Source organism: Pelagibius litoralis, from assembly GCF_011683915.1.
GTDB classification, from domain to species: domain Bacteria; phylum Pseudomonadota; class Alphaproteobacteria; order Kiloniellales; family Kiloniellaceae; genus Pelagibius; species Pelagibius litoralis.
Map to the genome: position 1 here is coordinate 1 of NZ_JAAQPH010000029.1, position 26,101 is coordinate 26,101.

Consider the following 26,101-nt stretch of genomic DNA (forward strand, 5'->3'; position numbering starts at 1 on the left):
CTGGGCCTTCACCCTCACCGCCACCGCCTGCAATCTTGTGCGAATACCAAAGCTCCTGGCCCAAACATGAGACCAACGCTCCACCAAAGCGCCGATCACCCGGGATAGACCAGCACCCAAAACCACCCTCATAGGGGGCTGACCTCAAACCAAGGCCCAAAACCCTATACGTCAGACTTTTTCAGCAGCCTGCTAGGTGCCCGCGAGCTGATCCAGGCGAAGCCCGTCCAAAGTCAGAAGATCGTTGCTTCTGATCAGCGCGCGCAGCGCCGCGACATAGTCGGCGCCTTCTTCGGAATAGCTGGTGAGACTGTCCGCCAGCTCCAAAGGAGAGGCGGCAACCCCGAGGGCGCGGGCGCGGGCACGGCGCTCCCGCAGGTCCTTGTAGGCCCGGTGGCTGTTCAGGTTGTGCAGATAGGTGCGCACGCTGCTCATCAGGTCCGGAAAGGCGCGAACCCGGAAATCATCACGCTCCGCATCCCTGGGCACCAGCCCGGGACCGCTTTCTCCCCACACCCGTTGACCGAACAACGCATTGGCGTTGCGGGCGAAGCGCGACCGCCCCCAGCCGCTCTCCTGCGCCGCCTGGGCAAGCGCCAGGCTGGGCGGCACCAGGTCGATGCGGCTGAGAATATCGGCATCATCAACGGGATCCGCCCCGTACCAGTCCGCGACCTGATCCAGCCAGAGAGCATCGGTGGCACCGAGCCGACCGGCGGCGCGGGCATCCAGCGCCGCCATCACCTTGCCGCGAATGCGGGCGATTTCCACGTTGCCCTGCAGGATCAACGGCAGAAGGCTGCGCAGGAACAGCGCTTTGCGAAGCTCACCGTCGGCAACCTGGTCGAGGTCGCGCGGCAGACGCGCAATCGCCAGGCGCGGCACGGCGGCGCCGTCCTGCAGCTTGGCCAGGGTATAGCCGCGCTCGTCAAAGAGGGCCGAAAGGGCAGCCGCATCCCGGGGTGTCACGTGGCGCAGGGCAGGGCCCTCCGCCAACAGGCCGAGTTCCTGCCAGGCCGAACGCGGCAAAGGCTCCGCGCCCTGCCACAGCCCGAGCAACAGGCAAAAACCAAAGACGATGGAAAGAAAGGCCGCACGCCCGGCGAGGCTGCGGTTGGTACGATGGAAGAAATGCATAACCCGGGGACGCCATTCGCCCACCAGATCCAAGACCAGGTTTGATACCTGTGCCACCATTGCCTCAAAGCCTCCCGATAGAGTGCAAAGCAGCCCCGACGGAAAGAAAGATAACCAGCCTTCACGAAGAATTCGTTATCGACGCGACCAACGCAGCGGCAACAGAAAAGACCGGCCGATCAACAACGAACCAACGAACAATGCAATGAAGGAAGCGGGTTGGAGAACCTGCCTAAACGGCCGCGGCTAAACGACCGGGCGCACTTCCACGACCTCTGGGATGTAATGCCGCAGCATATTTTCAATTCCCATCTTCAAGGTCGCGGTGGAGCTGGGACAGCCGGCGCAGGCGCCCTGCATGTGCAGATAGACAACACCCTTTTCGAAACCGCGGAATACGATATCGCCGCCGTCCTGGGCCACCGCCGGACGCACGCGGGTATCCAGCAGTTCCTTGATCTGGCCTACAAGCTCGTCGTCTTCGGCATCGCCGCTGTGCCCCTCGTCGCCGTCGCCGGCATCGGGATTCAAGACCGGCCGGCCGGCTGTGAAGTGCTCCATGATGACACCCAGGATGGCCGGCTTCAGCAGGTACCACTCACGGTCGTCTTCCTTGGTGACGGAGACGAAGTCGGTCCCGAAGAACGCGCCGACCACACCCTCGACGGCGAACAGGCGCTCTGCCAGCGGCGAGCGGCCGGCGGAGGCCGCGTCCGGGAAGTTCGCGGTGCCGCTTTCCAGTACCGTGCGGCCCGGCAGGAACTTCAGGGTTGCCGGGTTCGGCGTCTGTTCGGTCTGAATGAACATCGGATATCGCTCCTTGATCTTTGACCTGCCTCCGGGCTCAGCCCAGGGCAACGGTTCCGCGGGAGTCAGGCTCCCCTGTCTGCTGACAATGTGGGCCGCAAAGTCCGAGGCTTCAAGCGCAATCCACCAAATATGACCAAATTAATCATGATTGGCCGAAAGGCACGAATTCCTGACTTCAGGTGACGGCGTCGATTTCCTCGAAGGTCATCGAATCAGGAACCACGGTCACCGGGATATGCAGGCGCCCCAGGAACTTGCCGGTCATGGCCGAGACCAAGGGGCCCGGCCCGCGCTTGTTGGTGGCAGCCCCCAGAACCAGGATCGAAATATTGGGCTCCTCATCCAGCAGGGCCAGCAGCTGGTCGCGGCGGTCGCCCTCGCGCACATAGAGGATCGGCAGGGAACCGCAGAGGTCGCTGGCCTCCGCCGCCAGGCGCTGGAGAACCTGTTCGGCCTCGGTACGGGCCTCCTCACGCATGATGTCGCCGACCGACATCCAGTGCTGGAACTCCGACGGCTCCACCACATAGAGCATGGCGACCTTGCCGCCGGTGCTGCGCGCCCGAAGCGCGGCAAAGCGCAGCGCGACGCGCATCTCCTCAGTTTCGTCGACGACAACCAGAAAGACGCGGGGGTTGCTTGCCGTCTCTTGGGCTTCTGCCATGCCGGTTTCCTCGTGGTCCCTATCCAGCGAAAGACCTTGTTGCACGGAATCCTGCCACTACCGGGCTTGGCCGTGCAATCACCTCGTTTTCCCCCCTTTCAGAGGGGGAATTGCCGGAAAAGGTCTAGGGGCGCAGGAATCCTACGATATCGTAGACTTCCGCAAGAATGGGGTCGGCGAGGGCGCGGGCCCGTTCAGCCCCGTCGCGCAGGACCGAATCGACATGAGAGGGGTCTTCGACCATACGCTTCATCTCCGCGCCCATGGGCCCGAGGGCGGCAACCGCGACATCGGTCATTTCCTTCTTGAAGTCGGCGAAGCCCTTGCCTTCGAAGGCGCCGACCGTGTCGGCCAGGGTCTGCCCGCTGAGCGCGGCGAAGATGGTCAGCAGGTTCGCCGCTTCCGGCCGGGATTGGCGGAATTCAGCCGTGAACTGACCGTCGGGGCCGATGACCGAGGGGTCGGGCAGCAGCTCGGCATCGCTGGTGGCGCGGCGAACCTTCTTTGCCACGGCGTCGGCGTCGTCGGTCATGTTGATACGCGCCGCGTCCGAGGGGTCGGAGCTGCTCATCTTCTTGGTGCCGTCGCGCAGCGACATGACCCGGGGCGCCGCCCCCTGGATCAACGGCTCGACGATGGGAAAATACTCAACGCCGAAGTCGTTGTTGAACTTCTGGGCGATGTCGCGGGTCAGCTCCAGATGCTGCTTCTGATCCTCACCCACCGGCACGTGGGTGCCCTTGTAGACCAGGATGTCGGCGGCCATCAGGTTGGGATAGACGTAGAGCCCGGAGGACGCTTTCTCGCGGTTCTTTCCGGCCTTGTCCTTGAACTGGGTCATGCGGTTCAGCCAGCCGAGCCGGGTGACGCAGTTGAACACCCAGGCCAGCTCGGCATGGGCGGCGACCTGCGACTGGTTGAAGATAATCGACTTCTTCGGATCGATCCCCGCCGCCAAGTAGCCGGCCGTCACTTCGCGCGTGCGCTGACGCAGCTCCGCCGGGTCCTGCCAGACCGTGATGGCATGCAGATCGACGACGCAGTAAATGCAGTCGTTGTCGGCCTGCAGATCGACAAAACGGCGGATCGCGCCGAGATAGTTGCCGAGATGGAGGTCGCCGGAGGGTTGGACGCCCGAAAAGATACGTTTCATCGTTTTTTGGCCAGCTGGGAAGGGCTTTCAGGTGAGGCGGGTTTATCGCTGGCCCGCTGCCGGGGGTCAAGGCTCCTGCGGTCCCGTCCCCGTGGTGGAGCCGCGGCGGCGCAGCGCGGCCAGCAACTCGCTGCGAGAGACGGCACCCAACGCAAAGGCGGCCACGCCATAGACGGCCAGCCCCGCGGCGACCAGAACGACCAGCGCGGCAACCCGATCCAGGAACGTATCGCCCAGCCAGGAACCGAGCCCGATCTGCAGCCCCCACAGCAGCAGCGCCATGACCACCGAAGCCGCGAGAATACGGGGCAGACGCTGGCGAAAGCGCAGATCCAGCATCCAGAAACCGCGGCGGCGCAGCGCGACGATCAGCAGCACGGTGTTGATCCAGGCCGCCAGTGACGTCGCCAGAGCGATCCCTACATGGCCCATCTGCAGGAACAGCAGCAGGCTGAGGGCGATGTTGGCGACCACCGAAACCACGGAGAAGCGGAACGGCGTCACCGTGTCCTCACGCGCATAAAACGCCGGCTGCAGGATCTTCACCAGCACATAGGCGGGCAGGCCGCCGGCAAAAGCCCCCAGGGCGGCAGCGGTCGCGCGCGCGTCGTCACGGCCGAAGGCGCCGTGCTCGAAAAGCCCACCGACGATGGCGCCGGGCATGACCAGCAGCGCCAGAGTCGCCGGCAACGTCAGCAGCAGGGCGAACTCCAGGCCGCGGTTGAGGCTGTGCATCGCCGCCTCGTCGGCGCCGCTGCGCAGTTTGCGCGCCATGTCCGGCAGCAGCACGATGCCGATGGCGATCCCGATCAGCCCGAGGGGCAGCTGATAGACCCGGTCGGCGTAGTAGAGATAGGAAAAGGCGCCTTCCTGCCAGCTGGCGATGGAGGAGCCGACGAAGATGTTGATCTGCAAGGCGCCGGCCGAGAGAACGCCAGGCACCAGCAGGACCAACAGACGGCGCACGCCGGGCGTCAGGCGCGGGCGCGGCAGCCTGAGCGGCATGCCGGCACGTGCCGCGGCGACCACCAGAAAGATCATCTGGGCGGCGCCGGAGAGACAGACCGTCCAGGCCATCAGATAGCCCGGCGCCCCGGTGAAGGGCAGCACCAGGGTCAGGGCCGCGATGAAGAGGATGTTCAGCAGGATCGGCGCCGCCGCCGCCGCGGCAAAGCGGTAGAGGGAGTTCAGCACCCCGCTGATCAGCGCCACCACCGCCATGAAAAGAAGGTAGGGAAAGGTGATCCGCGAGAGCTCCACCGCCAGGGCCAGCTTTTCCGGATCCTGGGAAAAGCCGGAGCCGATCAGGTAGATGAACCAGGGCATCCCGGCCATCGCCGCGGCGCAGATGACCAGCAGGCCGGTGACCAGGATTGAAAGTGCCTGTTCGGCGAAGCGCCGGGCGGCGGCCTCGCCCTCCTGCTCCAGGCGCCGGGCGAAAAGCGGCACAAAGGCGGCATTGAAGGCGCCTTCGGCGAACAGCCGGCGAAACAGGTTGGGCAGGCGAAAGGCGGCAAAGAAAGCATCCGCCACCGGGCTGGCGCCGACCACGTTGGCGATCAGAATGTCGCGGACGAAACCCAGCACCCGGCTGATGCCGGTGTAGCCGCCGACCGTTGCGATTGAGCGAAGCAAAGACATGCCCGACTCTCTCTAAAGAAATGTGGCTGAGATAGAAAGGCGTTAAGAACCGGACCGTCCGCGGCTGCGGTCCGTCACCGGGAGCCCCGGACCGGCTTCGGCCCCGTCTTTGCCAACTTCGGCCCGTCCTTGGGAACAACCTTGGCAAGGCTGCGGCTCTGTGGTTTTGCAGGGCTTTTTGCCGTAACGGCCTTCGCCGCCTTCTTGGCCGGGATGCAGTCGCCATCTTCGAGGGCGGCCAGGAGCTTCTTCTCGATGTTTTCCAGTCTGACCTTGTTGTCGATCTTGCCGCCCAGGGCGTCCTGAACATAAAAAACATCGACCGCCCGCTCGCCGAAGGTGGCGATGCGGGCCGCCTTGACGATCAGGTTGAGCTTGGTCAGCGCCTGGGTCACCTGGTAGAGCAGCCCCGGACGGTCGCGGCCGTTGACCTCAATGACCGTGTGATTGCGGCTCGCCTTGTTGTCGACCAGCACCTGCGGCGAAACCTTGAAGACCCGCAGGCGGCTGGGGATCGGCGACTTCTGCGCTTCCAGTTCCTGCAGGGGTCGCAACCGCCCCGCCAGGCATTGTTCGATCGCGGCGGAGAGGCGGGCCAGCTTGCCGGGCTGATCGAAGGGCCCGCCGTTGGCGCCTTCGACAAAGAAGGAATCCAGCGCCATGCCGTTTCTCAGGGTAAAGATCCGCGCCGCGGTGATCGAGGCGCCGGCCACCGCCATGGCCCCGGCGATGCGGCTGAAGAGGCCCGGATGGTCGGCGGCATAGATGGTGACCTCTGTGGCTTCGCGATAGCGGTCGACCCGGGTGTCGATGGTCAAAGGCGCCGCATTGTTCTCCGCCTCGCGAACCAGACGCGCGTGGCGCAGATGGATTTCGACGTCCAGGCCGCTCCAGTAAGCGGGATAGCCACGGCGCAGGTGGGCGGCGATGTCCTTCGTGCTCCAGCCGCTTTCCTGAAGTTTTTCCTTCAAGATGTCTTTGGCGCCCTTGACCCGGGCATCGCGGCTCTGCGCCGCAAGACCGCCGGAAAGCAGTGCCTCGGTGCGCCAGTAGAGATCGCGCAGCAGCGCCGCCTTCCAGGCGTTCCAGACGCCGGGGCCGACGGCGCGGATATCCGCCACGGTCAGGACCAGCAGCAGGCGCAGGCGTTCGGGAGACTGCACCAGGTCGGCAAAATCCTGCAGCGTCTTGGGATCGTCGATGTCGCGTTTGAAGGCGGTGTCGCTCATCGCCAGGTGGTGCAGCACCAGCCAGGCAACCGTCTCGGTCTGTCCCGCGCTCAGGCCGAAGCGCGGGCAGACCTTGGAAGCCACCTTGGCGCCGAGGAGGGAATGGTCGCCCTGCCGCCCCTTGGCGATGTCATGCAGCAGCACCGCCATATAGAGCACCCGCCGTGACAGCACCTTGTGCACCACTTCGCTGGCGATCGGTGCCTCATTGGCCAGGCTGCCCTGTTCGATGGCATGCAGGATGCCGATGGCGAAGATCGTGTGCTCGTCCACCGTGTAGTGGTGGTACATGTTGTACTGCATCTGGGCGACGACCCGGCCGAAGTCCGGCAGGAAGCGGCCGAAGACGCCGGCCTCGTTCAGCCGCCGCAGGGTGGTTTCCGGATCGTGCTTTGAGGCGAGCATCTCCATGAACAACTCGTTGGCCGCCGGGTCTTCGCGCAACGCCTTGTTCACCCGCTTCAGGTTCTGGGTGATCCAGCGCAGCGCCTGCGGGTGGATATCCAGTTCATGCTTCTGCGCGACCCGGAAGATGCGCAGCATCTCAATCGGCTTCTCGGCGAAAACCTCGCCCGAGGTCACGGTCAGGCGGTCGCGCTCCAGGCCGAAGCCGTCGATCTTGCGGCGGCGGCGCAGGCTGGGCAGGCGAAAGCGCGAACGCCGGTCGTGCTCGGCCTCAATGGCGGCGCAGAAGATCCGCGTCAGATCGCCCACTTCCTTGGCCACCAGGAAGTAGCGCTTCATGAAGCGCTCGACATCCATCAGGCCGGCATGGGCGGTGAAGCCCATCAGGGGCGCCAGATCCTTCTGCATATCGAAGGTCAGCCGCTCGTCGGCCCGGGCCGCGCGGTAGTGCATGTGACAGCGCAGGGTCCAGAGGAAGTTCTGCGCCTTTTCGAAGCGGCGCACCTCGGCCCCGGTGAAGACCTTGCGCTCCACCAGCTTGGCGATGTCGTCGACATTGTAGAGAAACTTTGCGATCCAGAAGAGGGTGTGGAGATCGCGCAGACCGCCCTTGCCCTCCTTGATGTTCGGCTCCAGCGAATAGCGCGATCCGCCGAAGCGCTTGTGGCGGGTGGCGCGCTCGGTCAGCTTGGCTTCGATGAACCTGGCCCCGCCGCCGGCCTGCACGTCTTTCGCAAAACGCTGGCGCAACTCACGAAACAGGTCCTGGTCGCCCCACAGCCAGCGCGCCTCCAGCAGCGCGGTGCAGATGGTCGTATCGGCCTTGGCGAGGCGCAGGCACTCGGCCACCGAACGGGTCGCATGGCCCACCTTGAAGCCGAGATCCCAGAGGAAATAGAGAACCTCCTCCACCACCTGCTCGCTGCGCGGCGTGAGTTTGTAAGGCAGCAGGAAAAGCAGATCGATGTCCGACTGCGGCGCCAGCTCGCCGCGGCCATAACCGCCGACGGCAACCAGGCAGAGACGCTCGCCGGTCGAGGGGTTGGCCAGGGGATAGAGCCGCTGACCGACGTGGTCGTAGATCACCCGCATAAGCTGATCGACCAGGTAGGATTCGGCGCGCACCGTCGCGGTGCCGGAGGCACCTTCGTCGAAACGCCGGCGGACCTCCGCCCGTCCGTCGCTGAGCGCGCCCTTCAAAAGCGCCAGAACACTGCTGCGCTGCTCCGGGCCGGCCGGCTGGCGTTCGGCAATTTCCGCCAGCGCGACAAGCAGGCGCCGCCGACTGAGGATCGACCGGCGATCCTCGATCACGGCCTCCGCTTCTGGCGTGAAACCGCTGTCTTCCGGCGGGGTTATATCTAGGCTGGCTGGCATGGTATCCTTCAAATCGGCCCTTGCGGCGGCTTTGTCCAGGCTTCACCAATCCTTGCCGGGCGCCAAGCAGGCCACAATTGCTGGCGGAAACGCCGCCTTTAGCGCATTTGAGAGACTATGCCACGAATCCTTTGTGCGATGCTAAGAGCTGTTTGCCTGCTGACAATGGTCGCGGCCTGCGCCACAGCGGCCGAAACGCCGCTGATGCGCGCCTCGGCAAAGGCCGAGGCAACCAAGCTGCAGCTACGGGTCGACGACATTCCGCCGGGGCGCGAAATCCTGGCCCTGGTGCTGATCGACCCTCAAGACGGCGAAACGACTGCCCGCAACCGCCAAGTCGTCACCCGCGAACAGGGCAGCGGCGGCGCCTCCGGGCCCGGCATCGGTGTCGGCGCCACCGGCGGTTCCTCCAGCGGCGTGAAGCCCTTCATTTCCCTGGGCTACATCTTCAGCAGCCGCCAGGACGAACGGCGCAGCCGCTATCTGACCGCCGAAATACCGCTGGCCGATCCGGAAGCCTACCGGGCGGACTTTCGCGCCTCGCGCATCGAGGTCCGCTACCGCGATATCGAGGGCGGTGACGGACTGCTCACCCTGGCGGCGCCCGCCCCCTAGATTCAGTTCGACTGATGTCGAAGCGGTTCCAGCCCGCTCCCCCTCCCGGCCACCCACTAGGATAATCGCATTGGGTGGCCGGGAGGGGGAGCGGGCCGGCGCCGAAAAAAGCGAAAGCAGCCTAGCTGCTTTCGGACTCCAGCAGACTTTTCAGCCGGTACACCAGGTCCAGGGCCTCGCGGGGGCTGAGCGCGTCCGCATCGGCGGCCGCCAGGGCCTCTTCCACGGCGGAGCCCTGCGGCTCGGCGGCGGCCTGGGCAAGGGTGGCGGCGAAGAGCGGCAGGTCGTCGGCGAGGCGCGACAGGGCGCCGGCCTGTTCGCCCTGTTCCAAACTGGCCAGCACCGCCTCGGCGCGGGCAATGGCCGCCGTGGGCAGGCCCGCGAGCTTGGCAACGTGGATGCCATAGGAACGATCGGCGGCACCGGCCACCACCTCGTGCAGGAAGACCACATCGCCCTGCCATTCCTTCACCCGCATGGCATGACAGGACAGCGAGCCGAGCTTGGCGGCGAGCGCCGTCAGTTCGTGATAGTGGGTGGCAAAGAGCGCCCGGCAGCGGTTCACCTCGTCCAGATGCTCGATACAGGCCCAGGCGATGGAGAGGCCGTCGAAGGTTGCGGTGCCGCGGCCGATCTCATCCAGGATCACCAGGGCGCGCGGCCCGGCCTGGTTGAGGATCGCTGCCGTTTCCACCATCTCCACCATGAAGGTGGAGCGCCCGCGCGCCAGGTCGTCGGCCGCCCCGACGCGGCTGAAGAGGCGGTCCACCAGGCCGATGCGTGCTTCGGCGGCGGGGACGAAGCTGCCCATCTGGGCGAGCACCGCGATCAGCGCGTTCTGGCGCAGGAAGGTGCTCTTACCCGCCATGTTCGGACCGGTGATCAGCCAGATGCGGCCTTCTTCCTCCAAACGGCAGTCGTTGGCGACGAAGCCGCTTTCCTGGGCCTGCGACAAGGCGGCCTCGACCACCGGATGACGCCCGCCACGGATGTGAAAGGCCGTCGTCTCGTCAATCTGCGGGCGGCACCAGCGCTGGGTCACCGCCAGTTCGGCAAGGGCGGCGGTGACATCCAGGGCCGCCAGAACCTGGGCCGCACGGCCGATACCAGCCGCCTCGTTCAGCACCGCGGCGACCAGCGTCTGGAAGATCTCCAGCTCCAAGGCCAGGGCGCGCTCGGCGGCGCTGGCGATCTTCTGCTCCAGCTCCGACAACTCGACGGTGGTGAAACGCATCGCCGAGGCCAGGGTCTGGCGATGAATGAAGGGGCCTTCCTCGCCGGTCTTGATCTTGCCCGCATGGGTCGGCGTCACCTCGATGAAATAGCCGAGGACGTTGTTGTGCTTGATCTTCAGGCTGGCGACGCCGCTGTCTTCGGCATAGCGTGCCTGCATCCCGGCGATCAGCCGGCGGCTGTCGTCGCGCAGCGCCCGCAGCTCATCCAGCCCCTGGTCATGACCTGGCGCGATGCTGCCGCCGTCGCGCGCCAGCATGGGCGGTTCCGCCGCCAGGGCGGCTTCCAGATGCGCCACCAAGGCGCGGTGGCCGCCGAGAGTCTGCAGATCGGCAGGCGGCAGAGCGGGCGGGGCGAGACCGGCGTCCTGCGACCCCGCACCGGCGGCAATCAGGTCATGGAGCGCGCCGGCAACCGACAAAGCGCTGCGGATCGCCGCCAGGTCGCGCGGCCCGCCGCGCCCGAGGCTGAGCCGCGACAGCGCCCTTTCGATATCCGGACAGCGCCGCAGGCGCGCCCGCAATGCTTCGCGCAGATCGCTCTCTGCGATCAGCCAGTCAAGCTGATCGTGCCGGGCGGCGATGGCCCCGACGTCGGTCAGCGGCGCCGCCAGACGCGCCGCCAGCAGGCGGGCGCCGGCTCCGGTGACGGTTCTGTCGATGGTGGCCAGCAGCGTCCCCTCGCGTCCACCGCCAAGGGCCTGGGTCAATTCAAGGTTGCGCCGGGTGGCCGCGTCGATCGCCATCACCGCATCGCCGGCCAGGCGTTTCGGCGGCAGCAGGCGCGGCATCCTGCCCTTCTGGGTCAGGGCAACATAATCGACCAACGCGCCGGCAGCCGCCAGTTCGGCCCGGCTGAAGGCCCCGAAGGCATCGAGGGCCCTGACCCCGAAGACCTCCTCCAGACGCTTTTCGGCGTTGCCGCTGTCGAAGCGCGATCCGGGCAGCGGGCTCAAACGCTCACCCAGTTCGCTCAGAACGACGGACCACTCGGCCCGCTCCAGCAGGGCCTCGGGCAGGATCACCTCGCCGGGGTCGAGGCGGGCCAGCGTCGCCGTCAGGTTCGCGGCCTCCAGCGCCTGGGCCTGAAACACGCCGGTCGAGATATCCAGCCAGGCGATGCCGAGCCCGCCGCCCGCCTGGGCCAGGGCCGCCAGGTAGTTATTGGCACGGGCGTCCAGCAGCGCGTCCTCGGTGATCGTCCCCGGCGTCACGACCCGCACGACATCGCGCCGCACCACGGATTTGTTGCCCCGCTTCCTGGCCGCGGCCGGGTCCTCCATCTGCTCGCAGACCGCGACCTTGAAGCCCTGGCGGATCAGCCGCGAAAGGTAACCGTCGGCGGCATGAACCGGCACCCCGCACATCGGTATGTCATTGCCCTGGTGCTGGCCGCGCTTGGTGAGCGCGATATCGAGCGCGGCGGAGGCCTTTTCGGCATCCTCGAAGAACAGCTCGTAGAAATCGCCCATGCGGTAGAACAGCAGGGTGCCGGGGTGCGCCGCCTTGATCTCCAGGTACTGCACCATCATCGGCGTCGCCGCGGCAGGCTTGCCGGCGGCCTTTGCGGTTTTCTCCGGCGCGGTTTTCTCCGGTGCTGAAGCGGTGGCTGCTTTGACGGTCATCGACTGGAAACTTGTGGCCCGGGGTTTTGAATGAGGGGCTTTTGGCGGAGTGGAAAGTTATCACAGGCGAGGCCGCTCTAGGCAAGCGGGCCCGGGCGCGTCACAATGGGAAATTGGGTAGGAATCGAAGGGTTCTTATTAGGGAGACCAGTCTTTGACGCAGGAACACAGCGACGCAGCCTTTGCCGAGGGCCAGGCCGTAGAGGTGGTCGGACGTTTTGCCGAGCGCGACAGCTTCACGGCGGCGGTCGAAGCGCTCCTGGCCGCAGGCTTCGGACGCGACGATCTCTCGGTTCTCGATACTCATGAATCGCTCAGCGCCAGCGGCTCGCCCGGCGAGGCCTGGCAGGAAACCCTGGGCGGCCTGGTCGGTGAGATCAACTACGTCGGACCGCTGACCGCCGCCGGCCTGATCGCCATCGCCACCGGACCGGTCGGCTCTGCCGTGGCGGCCCTGATGGCCGCCGGCATCAGCGTCGCCGCCGTGGTGGAGCTGCTCGACAAACTACGCGCCACCCCCCACACGGAGTCCTTCGCCCGGGCGCTGGAAGGCGGCGCCATCCTGCTCTGGGTGAGCGTCGCGGACAGCGAGGCCGCCGGCAAAGCCGAGGCCATTCTGGCCGATGCCGGCGCCGCCGATATTCATCGCCACGTCAGGCCGCCCGTCAGGTCATGACCTTTGACGCTCGCATGACGGCTCTCTAAGATTTCTGGAAAAACAAGGCCCTGAGCCAATTGCCCCACTGGAAAGCTGACCGAAACTGCGGTCATCCAAGGGAATGCGGGCGTCTTGGGCAAGACCCTGGAGGGAAGACGCAGTGGACAGAACCCGCATCACCGAGGAAGAGGCACTTGAATTCCATGCCTCGGGCCGGCCCGGAAAATTCGAAATCCAGGCCACCAAGCCGCTGACCACCCAGCGGGAACTGTCGCTGGCCTACTCGCCGGGTGTCGCGGTGCCCTGTCTCAGGATCAACGAGGACGAATCCAAGGCCTACGACTACACCGCCAAGGGCAACATCGTCGCCATCATCTCCAACGGCACCGCGGTGCTCGGCCTGGGTGACCTCGGCGCCCAGGCGGCCAAGCCGGTGATGGAGGGCAAGGCGGTGCTCTTCAAACGCTTCGCCGATGTCGACGGCATCGACCTGGAGGTCGACACCCGCGACGTCGACGAGTTCGTCAACTGCGTACGCTTTCTCGGCAAGTCCTGGGGCGGCGTGAACCTGGAGGACATCAAGGCGCCGGAGTGCTTCATCATCGAAGCACGGCTGAAAGAGCTGATGGACATCCCGGTGTTTCACGACGACCAGCACGGCACCGCGATTATCACCGCGGCGGGCTTCATCAACGCCCTGGCCCTGACCGGGCGGCAGATGGCTGATGTGAAGGTCGTCATCAACGGCGCCGGCGCGGCGGGGATCGCCTGCGCCGAACTGATCAAGGCGATGGGCGTGCCGCACAACTCGGTAATGCTCTGCGACACCAAGGGCGTCATCTACCAGGGCCGCGAGCAGGGCATGAACCAGTGGAAGTCCGCCCATGCCGTCGACACCCAGGCGCGCAGCCTGGCCGAGGCCATGGCCGGCGCCGACGTCTGCATGGGCCTCTCGGTCAAAGGCGCTTTCTCCGCCGAGATGATTCGCTCCATGGCCGACCAGCCGATCATCTTCGCCATGGCCAATCCGGACCCGGAGATCACACCGGAAGAGGTTGCCGGACTGCGCGATGACGCCATCGTCGCCACCGGGCGCTCCGACTATCCCAACCAGATCAACAACGTCCTTGGCTTTCCCTACATCTTCCGCGGTGCGCTCGACGTGCGGGCCTCGACCATCAACATGGAAATGAAAATCGCCGCTGCCCAGGCCCTGGCCGAACTGGCCCGCGAGGACGTACCCGACGAGGTCGCCCAGGCCTACGACAGCAAGGCCATGCGCTACGGCCGCAACTACATCATTCCGGCACCTTTCGATCCCCGCCTTATCGTCGCTGTACCCAAAGCGGTGGCGCAGGCGGCGATGGACAGCGGCGTGGCGCGCCGGCCGCTCGACGACATCGGCACCTATGAACAGCAACTCTCGGCACGCCTCGACCCGACCGCCTCCAGCCTGCAGCGCATCTTCGACACGGTGCGCCAGAACCCCAAGCGCGTGGTCTTCGCCGAGGGCGAGGAGGAACGCACCATCCGCGCCGCCCTGGCTTTCCAACAGGCCGGCTACGGCAAGCCCGTTCTGGTCGGCCGCGAAGAGCATGTGCGCGCAACGATGAAGTCCATCGGCCTGGAGCACAGCAACCTGGAAATCCACAACGCGCGCCTGTCCAAGGACAACGCGCGCTATGTCGACTATCTGTACGGACGCCTGGGGCGCCTTGGCTCCCTGCGCCGCGACTGCCAGCGCATGGCCAATCAGAACCGCAATGTCTTCGCCGCCTGCATGGTGGCCTGCGGCGAGGCCGACGCCATGGTCACCGGCCTGACCAGAAGCTTCGGCGTCGCCTACGACGACATCCGCCGGGCGATCGATCCTAAGCGCGGCCAGCGCGTCTTCGGCATGTCGATCATGGTGCTGCGCGGCCGCTCCATCTTCATCGCCGATACCTCGGTGCACGAACTGCCCAACGCCCAGCAGCTGGCCGACATCGCCGTACAGGCCGCCGAAGAGGCCCGCTCCATGGGCCATGAGCCGCGGGTCGCCCTGCTGTCCTATTCCAACTTCGGCAACCCCTGGCACCCGGCGGCACAGCGCATCCGCGATGCGGTGCAGGAGCTCGACCTGCGCGAGCCCGGTTTCGAATACGACGGCGAGATGCAGGCCAACGTGGCGCTGGACTATGAGGTGATGCAGGAACACTACCCGGTGTCGCGGCTTTCCGGCCCCGCCAACGTGCTGGTCATGCCCGGGCTGCATTCGGCCAACATCACCGCCAAGCTGATCCAGCAGGCCGGCGGCGGCTCGGTCATCGGGCCGATCCTGATCGGCTTGGCCAAGCCGGCCCAGGTGGTCCAGCTCGGCGCCACGGTAAACGACCTCGTCACCGCCGCCGCCCTGGCGGCCTATGAGGCGGAGTCCGAGGTGGGTGGTTCCTAGGATAGGTTTTGGCCGCGCTTTGCGCCTGGTCGGCATTGCAAAAGCTTCACGCGCAGGGCCGAAAACCCGTGCTAGAATCACGGCTGGACGGCGGTTCCTGAAACCCAGAGAAACGGCATGACCGACGAGTCACCGGACAGCGAGGATCTGACCAAAGCACCCCCCGGCGGTAACGAGCCGGCACCGCACTACGGACGCCTGGCGCTGGCCACCGTGTTGCTCAGCCTGCCGGTGATGCTGGTCTTCGTCGTTCTGGTGATGGATGGCGACCTGTCGCTGCCGGCCGCCGCCATCAGCGCGGCCGTGGTGCCGCTGCTGATGGCCGTCATACTGAACCAGCATTTCCGCCGGGTGGAGGCCTCGACCCGCTACCTCAGCCGCCTGCGCGAAGCCGACGACGACGGCCCGCTGCCCGCCGCGCCGTCGGGCGGCGACCTGCTGTCGCCGGGCCTCAGCGACGCCATCGCCGAGACCGCGCGCCAGCAGCGGGAGCGGCGGCACGACCAGCGCGACACCATGGCGATGAACGCGGCGGTCCTGGCGGGGCTGCCCGATCCCCTGATCCTGGTCGGCGAAAACCGGCGGGTGCTGCGCCTGAATCCGGCGGCCGAGGCCCTGCTGGGCCATGATCTGGCGGGCCGCGATTTGGCGCTTGGCCTGCGCAACCCCAGCCTGCTGGCCGCAGTCGAAGCAGTGCTGGCCGGCGGCGAGCAGGAGGCCGTGGAGTTCACCATCCCCGGCAAGGTGGAGCGCAGCATCGCCGCCAGGGTCCTCAGCCTGCCCATTGCCGCGCCGCAGCAGGCCCGTCTGATGATCGCCCTCTACGACCTGACCGGCGTCAAGCAGAGCGAGCGCATGCGCGCCGACTTCGTCGCCAACGTCAGCCATGAACTGCGCACGCCGCTCAGCTCTTTGATCGGTTTCATCGAGACCCTGCGCGGCCCGGCGCGCGAGGATCCGGAGGCCCAGGCGCGTTTCCTGAAGATCATGGAGGAACAGTCGCACCGCATGTCGCGGCTGGTCGACGACCTGCTGTCCCTGTCACGCATCGAGCTGCAGGAACACACCCCGCCGGACGGCGACTGCGACATCGAACAGATCCTGCGCTCGGTCGCCTCGACCCTGGAACTCGAAGCAGCACGCTATGGCATGCGAATTCAGATATCCTGCGAAGCCCTGCCCGCGGTGGCCGGCGTGCACGACGAGCTGACCCAGGTTTTCCAGAACCTCTTGGACAACGCCCTGAAGTACGGCGAGGAGAATACCGTCATCCGTGTTTCGGCCCGGCCCCTGGCCAAGGAAGGCGCCGGGGAGCGCCGCCTGGGCCGCGCCGGCGTGAAGGTTTCCGTCTTCAACGAGGGCGAGGGCATCGAACGGGAACATATTCCTCGCCTGACCGAACGCTTCTACCGCATCGACAGCCGCCGCTCACGCCGCCTGGGCGGCACCGGGCTGGGCCTGGCCATCGTCAAGCACATCATCAACCGCCACCGCGGCGTGCTGGAAGTCGAGAGCCGGCCGGACGAAGGGGCGACCTTCTCGGTCTATCTGCCCAGCATCGTACCGCCTGCCCAGGCCGCGGAGCGGTCTCAAACCAGGGCCTCCTAGAGCAGATCCCGGTCTTTGCCCTAGGCTCTGTGTCAGTTTTGCAGATTCTCCGTTTCTGTCATTTAAGTGTAACAGAACTGCAGTAATACCATCGCTGTGCGGACGTAGTTTGTGCCCGCCGGCAAGGGGCCGGTGCAGGCGTTGTTCCCGAACCGGTCCAGGCTTTGGCCGGAAGGCAACACCGAGACAGTTCCATCAATGGGCATCCAGCGGAGGTATTCCCGTGATCAAGAAATCGCTAGCCATGGCGGCAGTTGCCGGTCTGGTCGTGGCCGCGCCGGCCATTGCCGAGGCGCGTGATCAGATCCGTATCGTCGGCTCTTCTACCGTTTTTCCTTTCTCCACAGCCGTGGCCGAGAACTTCGGCCGCAGCAGCGACTTCAAGACCCCGGTCGTCGAGAGCACCGGTTCCGGCGGCGGCATGAAGCTGTTCTGCTCCGGTGTCGGCACCCAGCACCCGGACATCACCAACTCCTCGCGGCGCATCAAGGAATCCGAGTTCTCCAAATGCACCGAGAAGGGCATCACCATTACCGAGGTGAAGATCGGCTTCGACGGCATCGTGCTCGCCAACTCGAAGACGCATGCGCCTTTCGCCCTGACCAAGAAGCAGATCTTCCTGGCCCTGGCCAAGGAGATCCCGGTCGACGGCAAGCTGGTCGCCAACCCCAACAGGCTGTGGAGCGATATCGACCTCTCCCTGCCGGCTGAAAGGATCGAGGTTCTGGGCCCGCCGCCGACCAGCGGCACCCGTGACGCCTTCGTCGAGTTGGTGATGGAGTCAGCGGCCAAGCAGTTCCCGGAAATCAAGGCCCTGGACAAGGCAGCCTTCAAGGCGGCCGCGCACTCGGTGCGTGAGGACGGCGCTTTCGTCGAAGCCGGCGAGAACGACAACCTGATCGTCCAGAAGCTCGAAGCCAACCCGAATGCCCTGGGCATCTTCGGTTTCAGCTTCCTCGACCAGAACGCCGACAAGCTGCAGGGCGCGACGGTCGGCGGCGTGGCCCCGGAATTCGAGAACATCGCTTCCGGCGACTACGGCATCTCCCGTTCGCTTTACTTCTACGTGAAGCAGCAACACGTCGGCACGATCCCCGGCATCAAGGAGTTCGTGGCCGAGTTCACCTCCGACAAAGCTTGGGGTGACGAAGGTTATCTGACGGAAAAGGGTCTGATCCCGCTGCCCGAGGATGACCGCAAGGCGATGATGAAGTCGGCCAACGGCATGTCGCCGCTGAGCATGTAACCGAGTGTCGGCCGGCGGAAGACCCCTGGGGTTTTTGGACCAAAGGATTTTCCGCCGGCCCCCCGCTGCTTTAAGAACCAGGTACAAAGAAACCATAAACAAGCCGGAGACGTTGCTTAGAGCGGGTGAAGATGCAAGCGCCCGCACCGCCTTTCCCAGCAGGAACCAGGTGTCAGCAAGTTCCGGTCTTCGATCCGATGGGCCGCCATGAACAGCTTCATTCTCATTGCGATCCTGCTGACCTTGGCAACGATCGGCTACAGCTTCGGTCAACGGCGCGCCCGCAAGGTAAGCGGTGGCGAGCCATCGACGCTCCACTCACGCCCGCAATACTATGGCCTCTATGTGGCCCTCTGGTGCGGCATCCCAAGTCTGATACTGATGGCCATCTGGCTGATCGTGGAGCCGCAGGTCGCCGAGTGGATGCTGATCTCCAACCTTCCCGAAGACATTCAGGCACTGCCGGCCGACCGGCTTTCCCTGCTGATCAACGATGTGAAGAACCTGGCCTCAGGTAACATCGTCAGCCGCGAAATCGATGGGGCGCTTCAACGCGCCGCCGATGGCTATGCAAGCGCGCGGCAGATCGGCAACGCGGCCATGGTGGTCGTCGCCATCGCCATTGCGGTGATCGGCCTGGGTTTCGCGCAACGCCACATCACACCGACACTGCGGGCGCGCAATCTGTTTGAGCGCGCCGTCAGCGTCCTGATGATCGCAGCCTCCACCATCGCGGTCCTGACCACCCTGGGTATTGTCCTCTCGCTGCTGTTCGAAGCGATGCGCTTCTTCGCCCAGGTGCCCTGGTACGAGTTTCTCTTCGGTCTGAGCTGGAGCCCGCAGACGGCATTGCGCGTCGATCAGGTCGGCGGCTCCGGCGCCTTCGGCGCGGTCCCGCTGTTCGCCGGCACCCTGATGATCACCCTGATCGCCATGTGCGTAGCGGTGCCCATCGGCCTGTTCTCGGCCATCTACATGTCCGAATATGCACCGCCCAGGATGCGCGCCATCGTCAAGCCGCTGCTGGAAATCCTGGCCGGCGTGCCGACGGTGGTCTACGGCTTCTTCGCCGCCCTGACCGTCGCCCCCTTCATTCGCCGAACCGGCGAATCGATCGGCCTGGATGTTTCTTCGGAATCTGCACTCGCCGCCGGCATGGTGATGGGGATCATGATCATCCCCTTTATCTCGTCGCTCAGCGATGACGTGATGAACGCGGTGCCCCGCGCGCTGCGCGACGGCGCCTTTGCACTGGGCGCGACCAAATCGGAAACCATCAAGCAGGTGATTTTCCCGGCCGCGCTGCCCGGCATCGTCGGCAGCCTGCTGTTGGCCATGAGCCGGGCGATCGGTGAGACCATGATCGTGGTCATGGCCGCCGGCCTGGCGGCAAACCTGACGGCGGATCCGCTGGAGGCAGTGACCACCGTCACGGTGCAGATCGTCACCCTGCTGGTCGGAGACCAGGAATTCGACAGCGCCAAGACCCTGGCCGCTTTCGCCCTGGGGCTGGTGCTCTTTGCGATCACCCTGACACTGAACGTGATCGCCCTGCATGTTGTTCGGAGGTACCGAGAGAAGTATGACTGACAGCACGGCACGCGTTCCGGCACTGCGCCGCGCCGACCTCTCGGAACAGCGGTTGAAACGCCGCTATGCCGCGGAGAAGCGATTCCGTTTCTACGGCCTGGCCGCCATTTTCGCTGCCCTGGCCATTCTCGGGCTGCTGATCGGCACCATCGTCCTCAACGGTCATACGGCCTTTGTGCAAACCCACCTGGAAATTCCGGTGTTTCTCGACCCCGAGGTCATCGACCCCGAGGGCAACGGCGATCCGGGTGCCCTGCGCCGTGCGGATTATCAAGGTCTGTTGAAAAAGAGCCTGCGCGAACGCTTCCCCGATGTGAGCGGCCGGCGCGACCGCATCAAGCTTTACGGTATCCTTTCCAACGGCGCCGGCCTGGACCTGCGCGCCGAGGTACAGGCCGACCCCTCGATCATCGGCACGAACCAAACCATCTGGGTCAAGTCCTCCGACGATATCGACAGCCTGGTGAAAGGCTATATCGACCGCGATCTTCCCGAAGGAGACCGCCGGGTAAAAGACAACGAAATCGCCTGGATCGACGCCCTGGAGGCCGACGGCGGGGTCGAAAAGCAGTTCAACACCACCTTCTTCACCGCCGGCGATTCCCGCGAGCCGGAGCAGGCGGGCATCTGGGGCGCGGCGGTCGGTTCCTTCTTCACCCTGATGATCACGTTGATCCTGAGTTTTCCGATCGGCGTGCTCTCGGCGATCTATCTGGAGGAATTCGCACCGAAGAACCGCTGGACCGACCTGATCGAGGTGAACATCAACAACCTGGCGGCGGTGCCCTCGATCATCTTCGGCCTCCTCGGGCTCGCCGTCTTCCTGGGCGTCTTCGGGTTTCCACGCTCGGCGCCGCTGGTCGGCGGCATGGTGCTGGCGTTGATGACCCTGCCGACCATCATCATTGCCGCGCGCGCCGCCCTGAAAGCCGTGCCGCCGTCAATCCGCGAAGCGGCCCTGGGCGTGGGTGCCTCGCGGTTGCAGGTCGTCACTCATCACGTGCTGCCGCTGGCATTGCCGGGCATCATGACCGGCACCATCATCGGCATGGCCCAGGCCCTGGGCGAGACCGCGCCGCTGCTGATGATCGGCATGGTCGCCTTCATCGTCGACGTGCCCGGCGGCGTCACCGATCCGGCCACCGTGCTGCCGGTGCAGATTTTCCTCTGGGCCGATGCGCCGGAGCGTGCCTTCGTCGAAAAAACCAACGGCGCCATCATGGTGCTGCTGGCTTTTCTCATTCTTATGAATGCGCTCGCCGTCCTGCTGCGTAAGCGCTTCGAACGTCAATGGTAGCGTACAAGGGAGTCCATCATGGATGCAGTTGCAGAAGCTGAGGCGCCGCAGACGATGCTGCAGAACACGCCCAAGATGTCGACCCGTCGCGTGAACGTTTACTACGGCGAAACCAAAGCGCTGAAGGACGTCGATCTGGACATCGGCGAGAACCAGGTGACCTCCCTGATCGGTCCTTCCGGTTGCGGCAAGTCCACATACCTGCGCTGTCTCAACCGGATGAACGACGTGATCGACGGCTGCCGCGTCGAGGGTGACATTACCTTGGACAACGTCGACATCTATCGCAGTGGTCTGGACGTGGTGCAGCTGCGCGCCAGGGTCGGCATGGTGTTTCAGAAACCCAACCCCTTCCCGAAGTCGATCTACGACAACATCGCTTATGGCCCGCGCCTGCACGGCCTCGCCGAAACCAAGGCTGATCTCGACAACATCGTCGAGATCAGCCTGACCAGGGCCGGCCTCTGGAAGGAAGTGAAAGACCGCCTGCTGGCGCCGGGCACCGGCCTTTCCGGCGGCCAGCAGCAACGTCTCTGCATCGCCCGCGCGATCGCGGTCAATCCCGAGGTGATCCTGATGGACGAGCCCTGTTCGGCGCTCGACCCCATCGCCACCGCCCGGATCGAGGAACTGATCGACGAATTGCGGCAGAACTTCACCATCGTCATCGTCACCCATTCCATGCAGCAGGCCGCGCGGGTATCCCAGAAAACAGCCTTTTTCCACCTGGGCGATCTGGTGGAAGTCAGCGATACCGAGCAGCTCTTTACCAACCCGCGCGATCAGCGCACGCAGGGCTACATTACCGGGCGTTTCGGTTGATCCCAGGCAACACCATAGCCCCGCCCTACGCGAACCCGAAGGACCGGCCAGTATGAACAGCGAACACATCGTCAAATCCTTCGACGAGGAACTGCAGCAACTCAATGCCATCGTTCTGCGCATGGGCGGCGTGGCCGAAGCGCAACTCGCCGGATCGATCGAAGCGCTGGTGCGCCGCGATTCCGAACTCGCCGACAGGGTCGTAAAGGGGGACGAGGCCATCGATCAGATGGACCTGGAGCTCGACGAGAATGCGATTCGCACCCTGGCCCTGCGCCAGCCCATGGCCAACGACCTGCGCGAGGTTATCTCGGCCCTGAAGATCTCCGGCGATCTGGAGCGTATCGGCGACTACGCCAAGAACATCGCCAAGCGGTCCATCGCCCTCAATCAACTGGCCCATCACGAGGCGGCACGCTCTATCCCGCGGATGGCCAAGCTGGTCCAGGCGATCATCAAGGATGTGCTCGACGCCTACGCCAATCACGACGCCAATCGCGCGATGGATGTCTGGCACCGCGATGAAGAAGTCGACGAGATGTACACGGCGCTGTTCCGCGAGCTGCTGACCTATATGATGGAAGACCCGCGCAACATCACGCCCTGTACCCATCTGCTTTTCGTCGCCAAGAACATTGAGCGCATCGGCGACCACGCTACCAACATCGCCGAGACGACTTACTATCTGAGCACGGGCAAGCGGATTGAAGGCGGACGCCCGAAGAGTGACATGTCGAGCTTCCAGGTGGTAGAGCCCGAGGACGAGGACTCTTCCGGCGAAGCAACGGAAAGGGAGGGCGCGTGAGACCGCTTGTTCTGATCATCGAGGACCAGGAAGCCCTGGTCACGATGCTGCGCTATAACCTGGAGGGTGCAGGCTTCCGGGTGAATACCGCAGGCGACGGCGAGGAAGCGCTGGTGGTGGCCGCCGAGGAGGTACCCGATCTTATCCTGCTCGACTGGATGCTGCCGCTGATGTCCGGCATCGAGGTCTGCCGCCAGCTGCGCAGCAAACCGGACACCAAGCGCGTGCCCATTATCATGCTGACGGCACGCGGGGAAGAGACCGACAAGCTGCGCGGCCTCGACAGCGGCTGCGACGATTACATGACCAAGCCCTTCTCGCCGGCCGAACTGATCGCCCGCATCAACGCGGTGTTGCGTCGAAGCAAACCGGAGCTGAGCAGCGAGATGCTGGCCTTCGAGGATCTGGCCATGGACCTGGCCGCCCATCGGGTCAAACGCAACGGCCATGACGTTCATCTGGGCCCGACCGAATTCCGGCTGCTGCGCCATCTGATGCAGAACCCGGGGCGCGTCTTCACCCGCGAGCAGCTTCTCGATTCGGTCTGGGGCCGCGACGTCTATGTCGAACCACGCACCGTCGACGTGCACATCCGCCGGCTGCGCAAGGCGCTGAACCAGAACGGCAGCGACGACCTTATCCGCACCGTGCGCTCCGCCGGCTACTCGCTCGACCGCGCCGGGCCGTAACGGCAGAGTGTTTTCGACTTGCGTCGAAGCGGTTCCAGCCCGCTCCCCCTCCCGGCCACCCAACGCCAGTATCCTATGGGTGGCCGGGAGGGGGAGCGGGCCGGTGCCGTCTAAACCGAAAGACTCTATTCGGGCACCGCGGCCAGATCCCGTGTGACATGGACCACCCCCGCTTCGGCGTGGACAAGGGAGAAGCCGAACTCTTTGCAGAGTGCCAACATGGCGGTGTTGCCGGCCAGCACAGAACCCCAGACCTGGCCCGTACCGCGGGCTTCGGCATAGTCCAGGATGGCTTTCATCAGCGCCCGGCCCAGGCCGCGCCGCTTCATGTCGGAGCGCACCACAATGGCAAATTCAGCCTTGCGGTTATCCGGGTCTGCGGCCAGGCGCACGACCCCCAAACCTTCCTGCCCCTTATCCGCCTGGCCGTTGTCCCCCTGCCCGCCGCCCGAAGGCGCAAAAGCGGCCAGCGCCATTTCACGGTCGTAGTCCAACTGGGTCAGCCGCGCCAGAAGATCGTCTGAGATCTCGTCCAGCGGCATGAGAAAGCGCATCCGCACATCTTCGGCATCGAGCCGGCGAAAAGTCTCGCGCAGGGCCGGCGCGTCGCTCGGCCGCAAGGGCCTGAGGAAAACCGCCGTGCCGTCCGGCAGGGCAAAACTGCGTTCCAGTTCGCGCGGGTAGGGACGGATGGCCAGACGCGCCGTGGCAGCCGCCGGTGCCCCCGTCGTTGACAGGCCGCGCGGCGTCACGCGAACGCGCGCGTCCAAGGCAATCACGCCCTCGGCATCCGCCAGCAGGGGATTGATATCGACTTCGCCGATCTCCGGCATGTCGATGATCAGTTGGGAGAGCCGCACCAGACAGGCGGCGATCTCATCGACTGCGGCCGGCGGGCGGTCGCGGTAGCCCTGCAACAGGCGGTAGACCCTGGTCTCCGCCATCATCGCCTCGGCCAGGACCGTGTCCAGGGGCGGCAGTGCCAGCGCCTTGTCAGCGATCACCTCCACCGCGGTGCCGCCCTGGCCGAACAGCATCACCGGCCCGAACTGGGGATCGTCGACGACGCCGAGGATCAGCTCTTCGGCGTCAGGGCGGCGGCACATGGCCTGCACGGTGAAGCCTTCCAAAAGCGCCGTCGGCGCCGCCGCCGCGATCCGCCGGTTCATCGCCTCCGCCGCCTCGGTCACCGCCGCCGCGCCCTGCAGGTCCAGCGCGACGCCGCCCATATCGCTTTTGTGGGTGATGTCGCGCGACAGGATTTTCAACGCCACCGGCCCACCGATTTCCGCCGCCGCCGCCCCGGCTGCCTCCGGGTCCGCAACGACCCGGGTCGCCACCACGGGAATGCCATAGGCCTGCAGCACCGCCTTGGCCTCGGCCTCGCTGAGCCATTCGCGTTGCTCCGCCAGGGCCTGATCGAGAAGCCCGCGCACCGCCGGGCGGTCGGGTTCCTCACCCTCCGGTTCCGGGCGCGGCACCCGCAGCAGCAGCGCCTGATTGCGGCGATAGCGCTCCAGATGCATGAAGCCCTGGACCGCCTCTTCCGGCGTGTCGTAGCCGGCGATGCCTTCGCGGGCAAACAGCGCCCGCGCCTCGCCCACGGCCTGATCGCCGACCCAGGCGGTGAAAACCGGTCGCACCCTGCCCGCCCGGGCTGCAAGCGTCTCGACCACCGCTTCGGCCGCCTCGGTCGCGGAGGCAATGGCGGTGGGGCAGTGCATGACCAGGACGGCGTCCGCCGAGGGTTCTTTCAGCAGGGCCTCCAGCGCGGCGCGATACCGCGCGCCCGGCGCATCGCCGATGATGTCGACCGGGTTGGCACCGCTCCAGGTCGCCGGCAGGCAGGCGTCGAGCGCCTGTTTGGTTTCCGGCGAGAGTGCCGCGAGACGGCCGCCTTCGTCGATCAGCGCATCGGTCGCCAGCACGCCCAGACCGCCGCCGTTGGTAAGGATCGCCAGACGGCCGCCGCCATCGGCGCGCCGCCGCTGGACCGAGAGATTGGTCAGGGTTTCCGCCGCGTCGAAAAGCTCGTTCAGGCTGTAGACGCGCAGCAGGCCGGCGCGGGCGAAGACCGCGTCATAGACCGCATCGGCCCCGGCCAGCGCGCCGGTGTGAGAGGCAGCGGCCGCCGCCCCCTCGGCATGGCGGCCGCCCTTCACGACGATCACCGGCTTGTTGCGCGCGGCGATACGCGCGGCGGAGAGGAACTTGCGCGCGTGGGCAATGGATTCGACGTAGAGCAGGATGGCGCGGGTCCGGCCGTCCATCGCCAGATAGTCCAGCAGGTCGCCGAAGTCGACGTCGGCCTTGTCGCCCAGCGACACGATCTTGGAAAAGCCGATGCCGCGCGGCGTCGCCCAATCCAGCATGGCGGTGACCATGGCGCCGGATTGGGTGACAAAGGCGAGGTCGCCGGGCAGCGGAGCGATGTGGGAAAAACTGGCGTTGATCCCGAGGCCCGGCACCATCATACCCAGGCAGTTGGGCCCGACGATGCGCAGCAGATTGGGTTGCGCCGCATCCAGGATCGCCTGTTTTCGCGCAGCCCCCGCGCCGTCGCCGCCCTCGCCGAAACCGGCGGTAATGACAACCGCCGCGCGGGTGCCGCGATCGCCGAAGGCCTTGAGGAGGCCGGCCACCGAGTCCGGCGGCGTCGCAATCACCGCCAGGTCCGGGGTTTGCGGCAAAGCCTCCACCGAGGGATAGGCAAGCACGCCCTCGATGGCGTCGCTGTTCGGATGAACCGGCATGATCGGGCCTTGAAACCCGCCGGCAAAGAGATTGCGCGCCAGGACGGCCCCCAGGGAACCCGCCCGCCGGCTGGCGCCGACCAGGGCAATCGATCCGGGTTGGAAGAGTGCATCGAGATTACGGATGGTCACGGAACGGCAGCCTGCCTTTGTTGTTTGAAAACAAAGCGTTCAATCGGGCTTTAGCGTAACACCTCTCCATGACCGGACGATGATCTGAATCAGCCGCAGCGACCAACAACATCTGCCCGCAGGGATCGCATCTTACAGGACCAGCGACACGCTGGATTGAACCTCTGCCCGGTTTCAAG

Annotated in this window: 18 protein-coding genes; 10 read left to right on the forward strand and 8 right to left on the reverse strand. The window is 65.5% G+C overall.

The features are described from left to right. Positions 1–192 precede the first annotated feature (192 nt). The 6 genes from HBA54_RS25505 to HBA54_RS25530 all read right to left on the reverse strand — a co-directional run bounded on the left by HBA54_RS25505 (position 193) and on the right by HBA54_RS25530 (position 8,416). Complete coding sequence (locus tag HBA54_RS25505) at positions 193–1,197, reverse strand: glucosaminidase domain-containing protein (RefSeq protein ID WP_167230439.1); 1,005 nt, start codon at positions 1,195–1,197, stop codon at positions 193–195. A 186-nt stretch (positions 1,198–1,383) separates the two neighbouring features. Continuing rightward, complete coding sequence (locus HBA54_RS25510; RefSeq protein ID WP_167230442.1) at positions 1,384–1,944, reverse strand: NifU family protein; 561 nt, start codon at positions 1,942–1,944, stop codon at positions 1,384–1,386. 178 nt (positions 1,945–2,122) lie between these two features. Further along, positions 2,123–2,611, reverse strand: a complete 489-nt coding sequence (locus tag HBA54_RS25515) for a universal stress protein (RefSeq protein ID WP_167230445.1) — start codon at positions 2,609–2,611, stop codon at positions 2,123–2,125. A gap of 124 nt (positions 2,612–2,735) precedes the next feature. Then, a complete protein-coding gene (gene trpS / locus HBA54_RS25520) occupies positions 2,736–3,764 on the reverse strand; it encodes a tryptophan--tRNA ligase (protein ID WP_167230448.1) in 1,029 nt (342 codons plus the stop codon). 66 nt (positions 3,765–3,830) lie between these two features. Next, entirely contained in the window at positions 3,831–5,405 is a 1,575-nt protein-coding gene (murJ, locus tag HBA54_RS25525) for a murein biosynthesis integral membrane protein MurJ (RefSeq protein WP_167230451.1), read from the reverse strand. A 74-nt stretch (positions 5,406–5,479) separates the two neighbouring features. Continuing rightward, complete coding sequence (locus tag HBA54_RS25530; RefSeq protein ID WP_167230454.1) at positions 5,480–8,416, reverse strand: [protein-PII] uridylyltransferase; 2,937 nt, start codon at positions 8,414–8,416, stop codon at positions 5,480–5,482. A 138-nt stretch (positions 8,417–8,554) separates the two neighbouring features. Here HBA54_RS25530 and HBA54_RS25535 point away from each other — a divergent pair, with 138 nt between their 5' ends. Continuing rightward, on the forward strand, positions 8,555–9,031 hold the full coding sequence (locus HBA54_RS25535) for a hypothetical protein (RefSeq protein WP_167230457.1): 477 nt from the start codon (positions 8,555–8,557) through the stop codon (positions 9,029–9,031). A gap of 121 nt (positions 9,032–9,152) precedes the next feature. Here HBA54_RS25535 and mutS read toward each other — a convergent pair whose 3' ends face one another. Next, positions 9,153–11,888: a DNA mismatch repair protein MutS gene (gene mutS / locus HBA54_RS25540; protein WP_167230460.1), complete on the reverse strand. Its 2,736-nt coding sequence runs from the start codon at positions 11,886–11,888 to the stop codon at positions 9,153–9,155. A 154-nt stretch (positions 11,889–12,042) separates the two neighbouring features. On the opposite strand from mutS, the gene HBA54_RS25545 reads away from it, so the two are divergent. The 9 genes from HBA54_RS25545 to phoB all read left to right on the forward strand — a co-directional run bounded on the left by HBA54_RS25545 (position 12,043) and on the right by phoB (position 23,037). Then, positions 12,043–12,564: a hypothetical protein gene (locus HBA54_RS25545; RefSeq protein WP_167230463.1), complete on the forward strand. Its 522-nt coding sequence runs from the start codon at positions 12,043–12,045 to the stop codon at positions 12,562–12,564. Between the two features lie 142 nt (positions 12,565–12,706). Continuing rightward, positions 12,707–14,980, forward strand: a complete 2,274-nt coding sequence (locus HBA54_RS25550) for an NADP-dependent malic enzyme (RefSeq protein WP_437126262.1) — start codon at positions 12,707–12,709, stop codon at positions 14,978–14,980. A gap of 117 nt (positions 14,981–15,097) precedes the next feature. Further along, on the forward strand, positions 15,098–16,588 hold the full coding sequence (locus tag HBA54_RS25555) for an ATP-binding protein (protein ID WP_167230471.1): 1,491 nt from the start codon (positions 15,098–15,100) through the stop codon (positions 16,586–16,588). Between the two features lie 223 nt (positions 16,589–16,811). Continuing rightward, a complete protein-coding gene (locus HBA54_RS25560) occupies positions 16,812–17,834 on the forward strand; it encodes a PstS family phosphate ABC transporter substrate-binding protein (RefSeq protein ID WP_322096119.1) in 1,023 nt (340 codons plus the stop codon). Between the two features lie 207 nt (positions 17,835–18,041). Continuing rightward, positions 18,042–19,424, forward strand: a complete 1,383-nt coding sequence (gene pstC / locus HBA54_RS25565; RefSeq protein ID WP_167230477.1) for a phosphate ABC transporter permease subunit PstC — start codon at positions 18,042–18,044, stop codon at positions 19,422–19,424. Then, positions 19,417–20,721, forward strand: coding sequence for a phosphate ABC transporter permease PstA (gene pstA, locus HBA54_RS25570; protein WP_240932909.1), 1,305 nt, complete (start codon positions 19,417–19,419; stop codon positions 20,719–20,721). The genes pstC and pstA overlap by 8 nt, the downstream gene beginning before the upstream one ends. 18 nt (positions 20,722–20,739) lie before the next feature. Next, on the forward strand, positions 20,740–21,543 hold the full coding sequence (pstB, locus tag HBA54_RS25575; RefSeq protein WP_167230483.1) for a phosphate ABC transporter ATP-binding protein PstB: 804 nt from the start codon (positions 20,740–20,742) through the stop codon (positions 21,541–21,543). A 52-nt stretch (positions 21,544–21,595) separates the two neighbouring features. After that, positions 21,596–22,348: a phosphate signaling complex protein PhoU gene (phoU, locus tag HBA54_RS25580; protein WP_167230486.1), complete on the forward strand. Its 753-nt coding sequence runs from the start codon at positions 21,596–21,598 to the stop codon at positions 22,346–22,348. Next, on the forward strand, positions 22,345–23,037 hold the full coding sequence (phoB, locus tag HBA54_RS25585) for a phosphate regulon transcriptional regulator PhoB (RefSeq protein WP_167230489.1): 693 nt from the start codon (positions 22,345–22,347) through the stop codon (positions 23,035–23,037). The genes phoU and phoB overlap by 4 nt, the downstream gene beginning before the upstream one ends. A 125-nt stretch (positions 23,038–23,162) precedes the next feature. On the opposite strand, the gene HBA54_RS25590 is transcribed toward phoB, so the two are convergent. Next, on the reverse strand, positions 23,163–25,922 hold the full coding sequence (locus tag HBA54_RS25590) for a bifunctional acetate--CoA ligase family protein/GNAT family N-acetyltransferase (protein WP_167230492.1): 2,760 nt from the start codon (positions 25,920–25,922) through the stop codon (positions 23,163–23,165). Between the last annotated feature and the right edge of the window lie 179 nt (positions 25,923–26,101).

Bases quoted from the DNA above. Each gene is read 5' to 3' on its own strand.
- HBA54_RS25530 (WP_167230454.1), bottom strand. From the start codon at position 8,416: ATGCCAGCCAGCCTAGATATAACCCCGCCGGAAGACAGCGGTTTCACG.
- trpS (WP_167230448.1), bottom strand. From the start codon at position 3,764: ATGAAACGTATCTTTTCGGGCGTCCAACCCTCCGGCGACCTCCATCTC.
- phoU (WP_167230486.1), top strand. From the start codon at position 21,596: ATGAACAGCGAACACATCGTCAAATCCTTCGACGAGGAACTGCAGCAA.
- pstC (WP_167230477.1), top strand. From the start codon at position 18,042: ATGAACAGCTTCATTCTCATTGCGATCCTGCTGACCTTGGCAACGATC.
- HBA54_RS25510 (WP_167230442.1), bottom strand. From the start codon at position 1,944: ATGTTCATTCAGACCGAACAGACGCCGAACCCGGCAACCCTGAAGTTC.
- HBA54_RS25505 (WP_167230439.1), bottom strand. From the start codon at position 1,197: ATGGTGGCACAGGTATCAAACCTGGTCTTGGATCTGGTGGGCGAATGG.
- HBA54_RS25535 (WP_167230457.1), top strand. From the start codon at position 8,555: ATGCTAAGAGCTGTTTGCCTGCTGACAATGGTCGCGGCCTGCGCCACA.
- pstB (WP_167230483.1), top strand. From the start codon at position 20,740: ATGGATGCAGTTGCAGAAGCTGAGGCGCCGCAGACGATGCTGCAGAAC.
- mutS (WP_167230460.1), bottom strand. From the start codon at position 11,888: ATGACCGTCAAAGCAGCCACCGCTTCAGCACCGGAGAAAACCGCGCCG.
- HBA54_RS25515 (WP_167230445.1), bottom strand. From the start codon at position 2,611: ATGGCAGAAGCCCAAGAGACGGCAAGCAACCCCCGCGTCTTTCTGGTT.
- murJ (WP_167230451.1), bottom strand. From the start codon at position 5,405: ATGTCTTTGCTTCGCTCAATCGCAACGGTCGGCGGCTACACCGGCATC.
- HBA54_RS25555 (WP_167230471.1), top strand. From the start codon at position 15,098: ATGACCGACGAGTCACCGGACAGCGAGGATCTGACCAAAGCACCCCCC.
- pstA (WP_240932909.1), top strand. From the start codon at position 19,417: ATGACTGACAGCACGGCACGCGTTCCGGCACTGCGCCGCGCCGACCTC.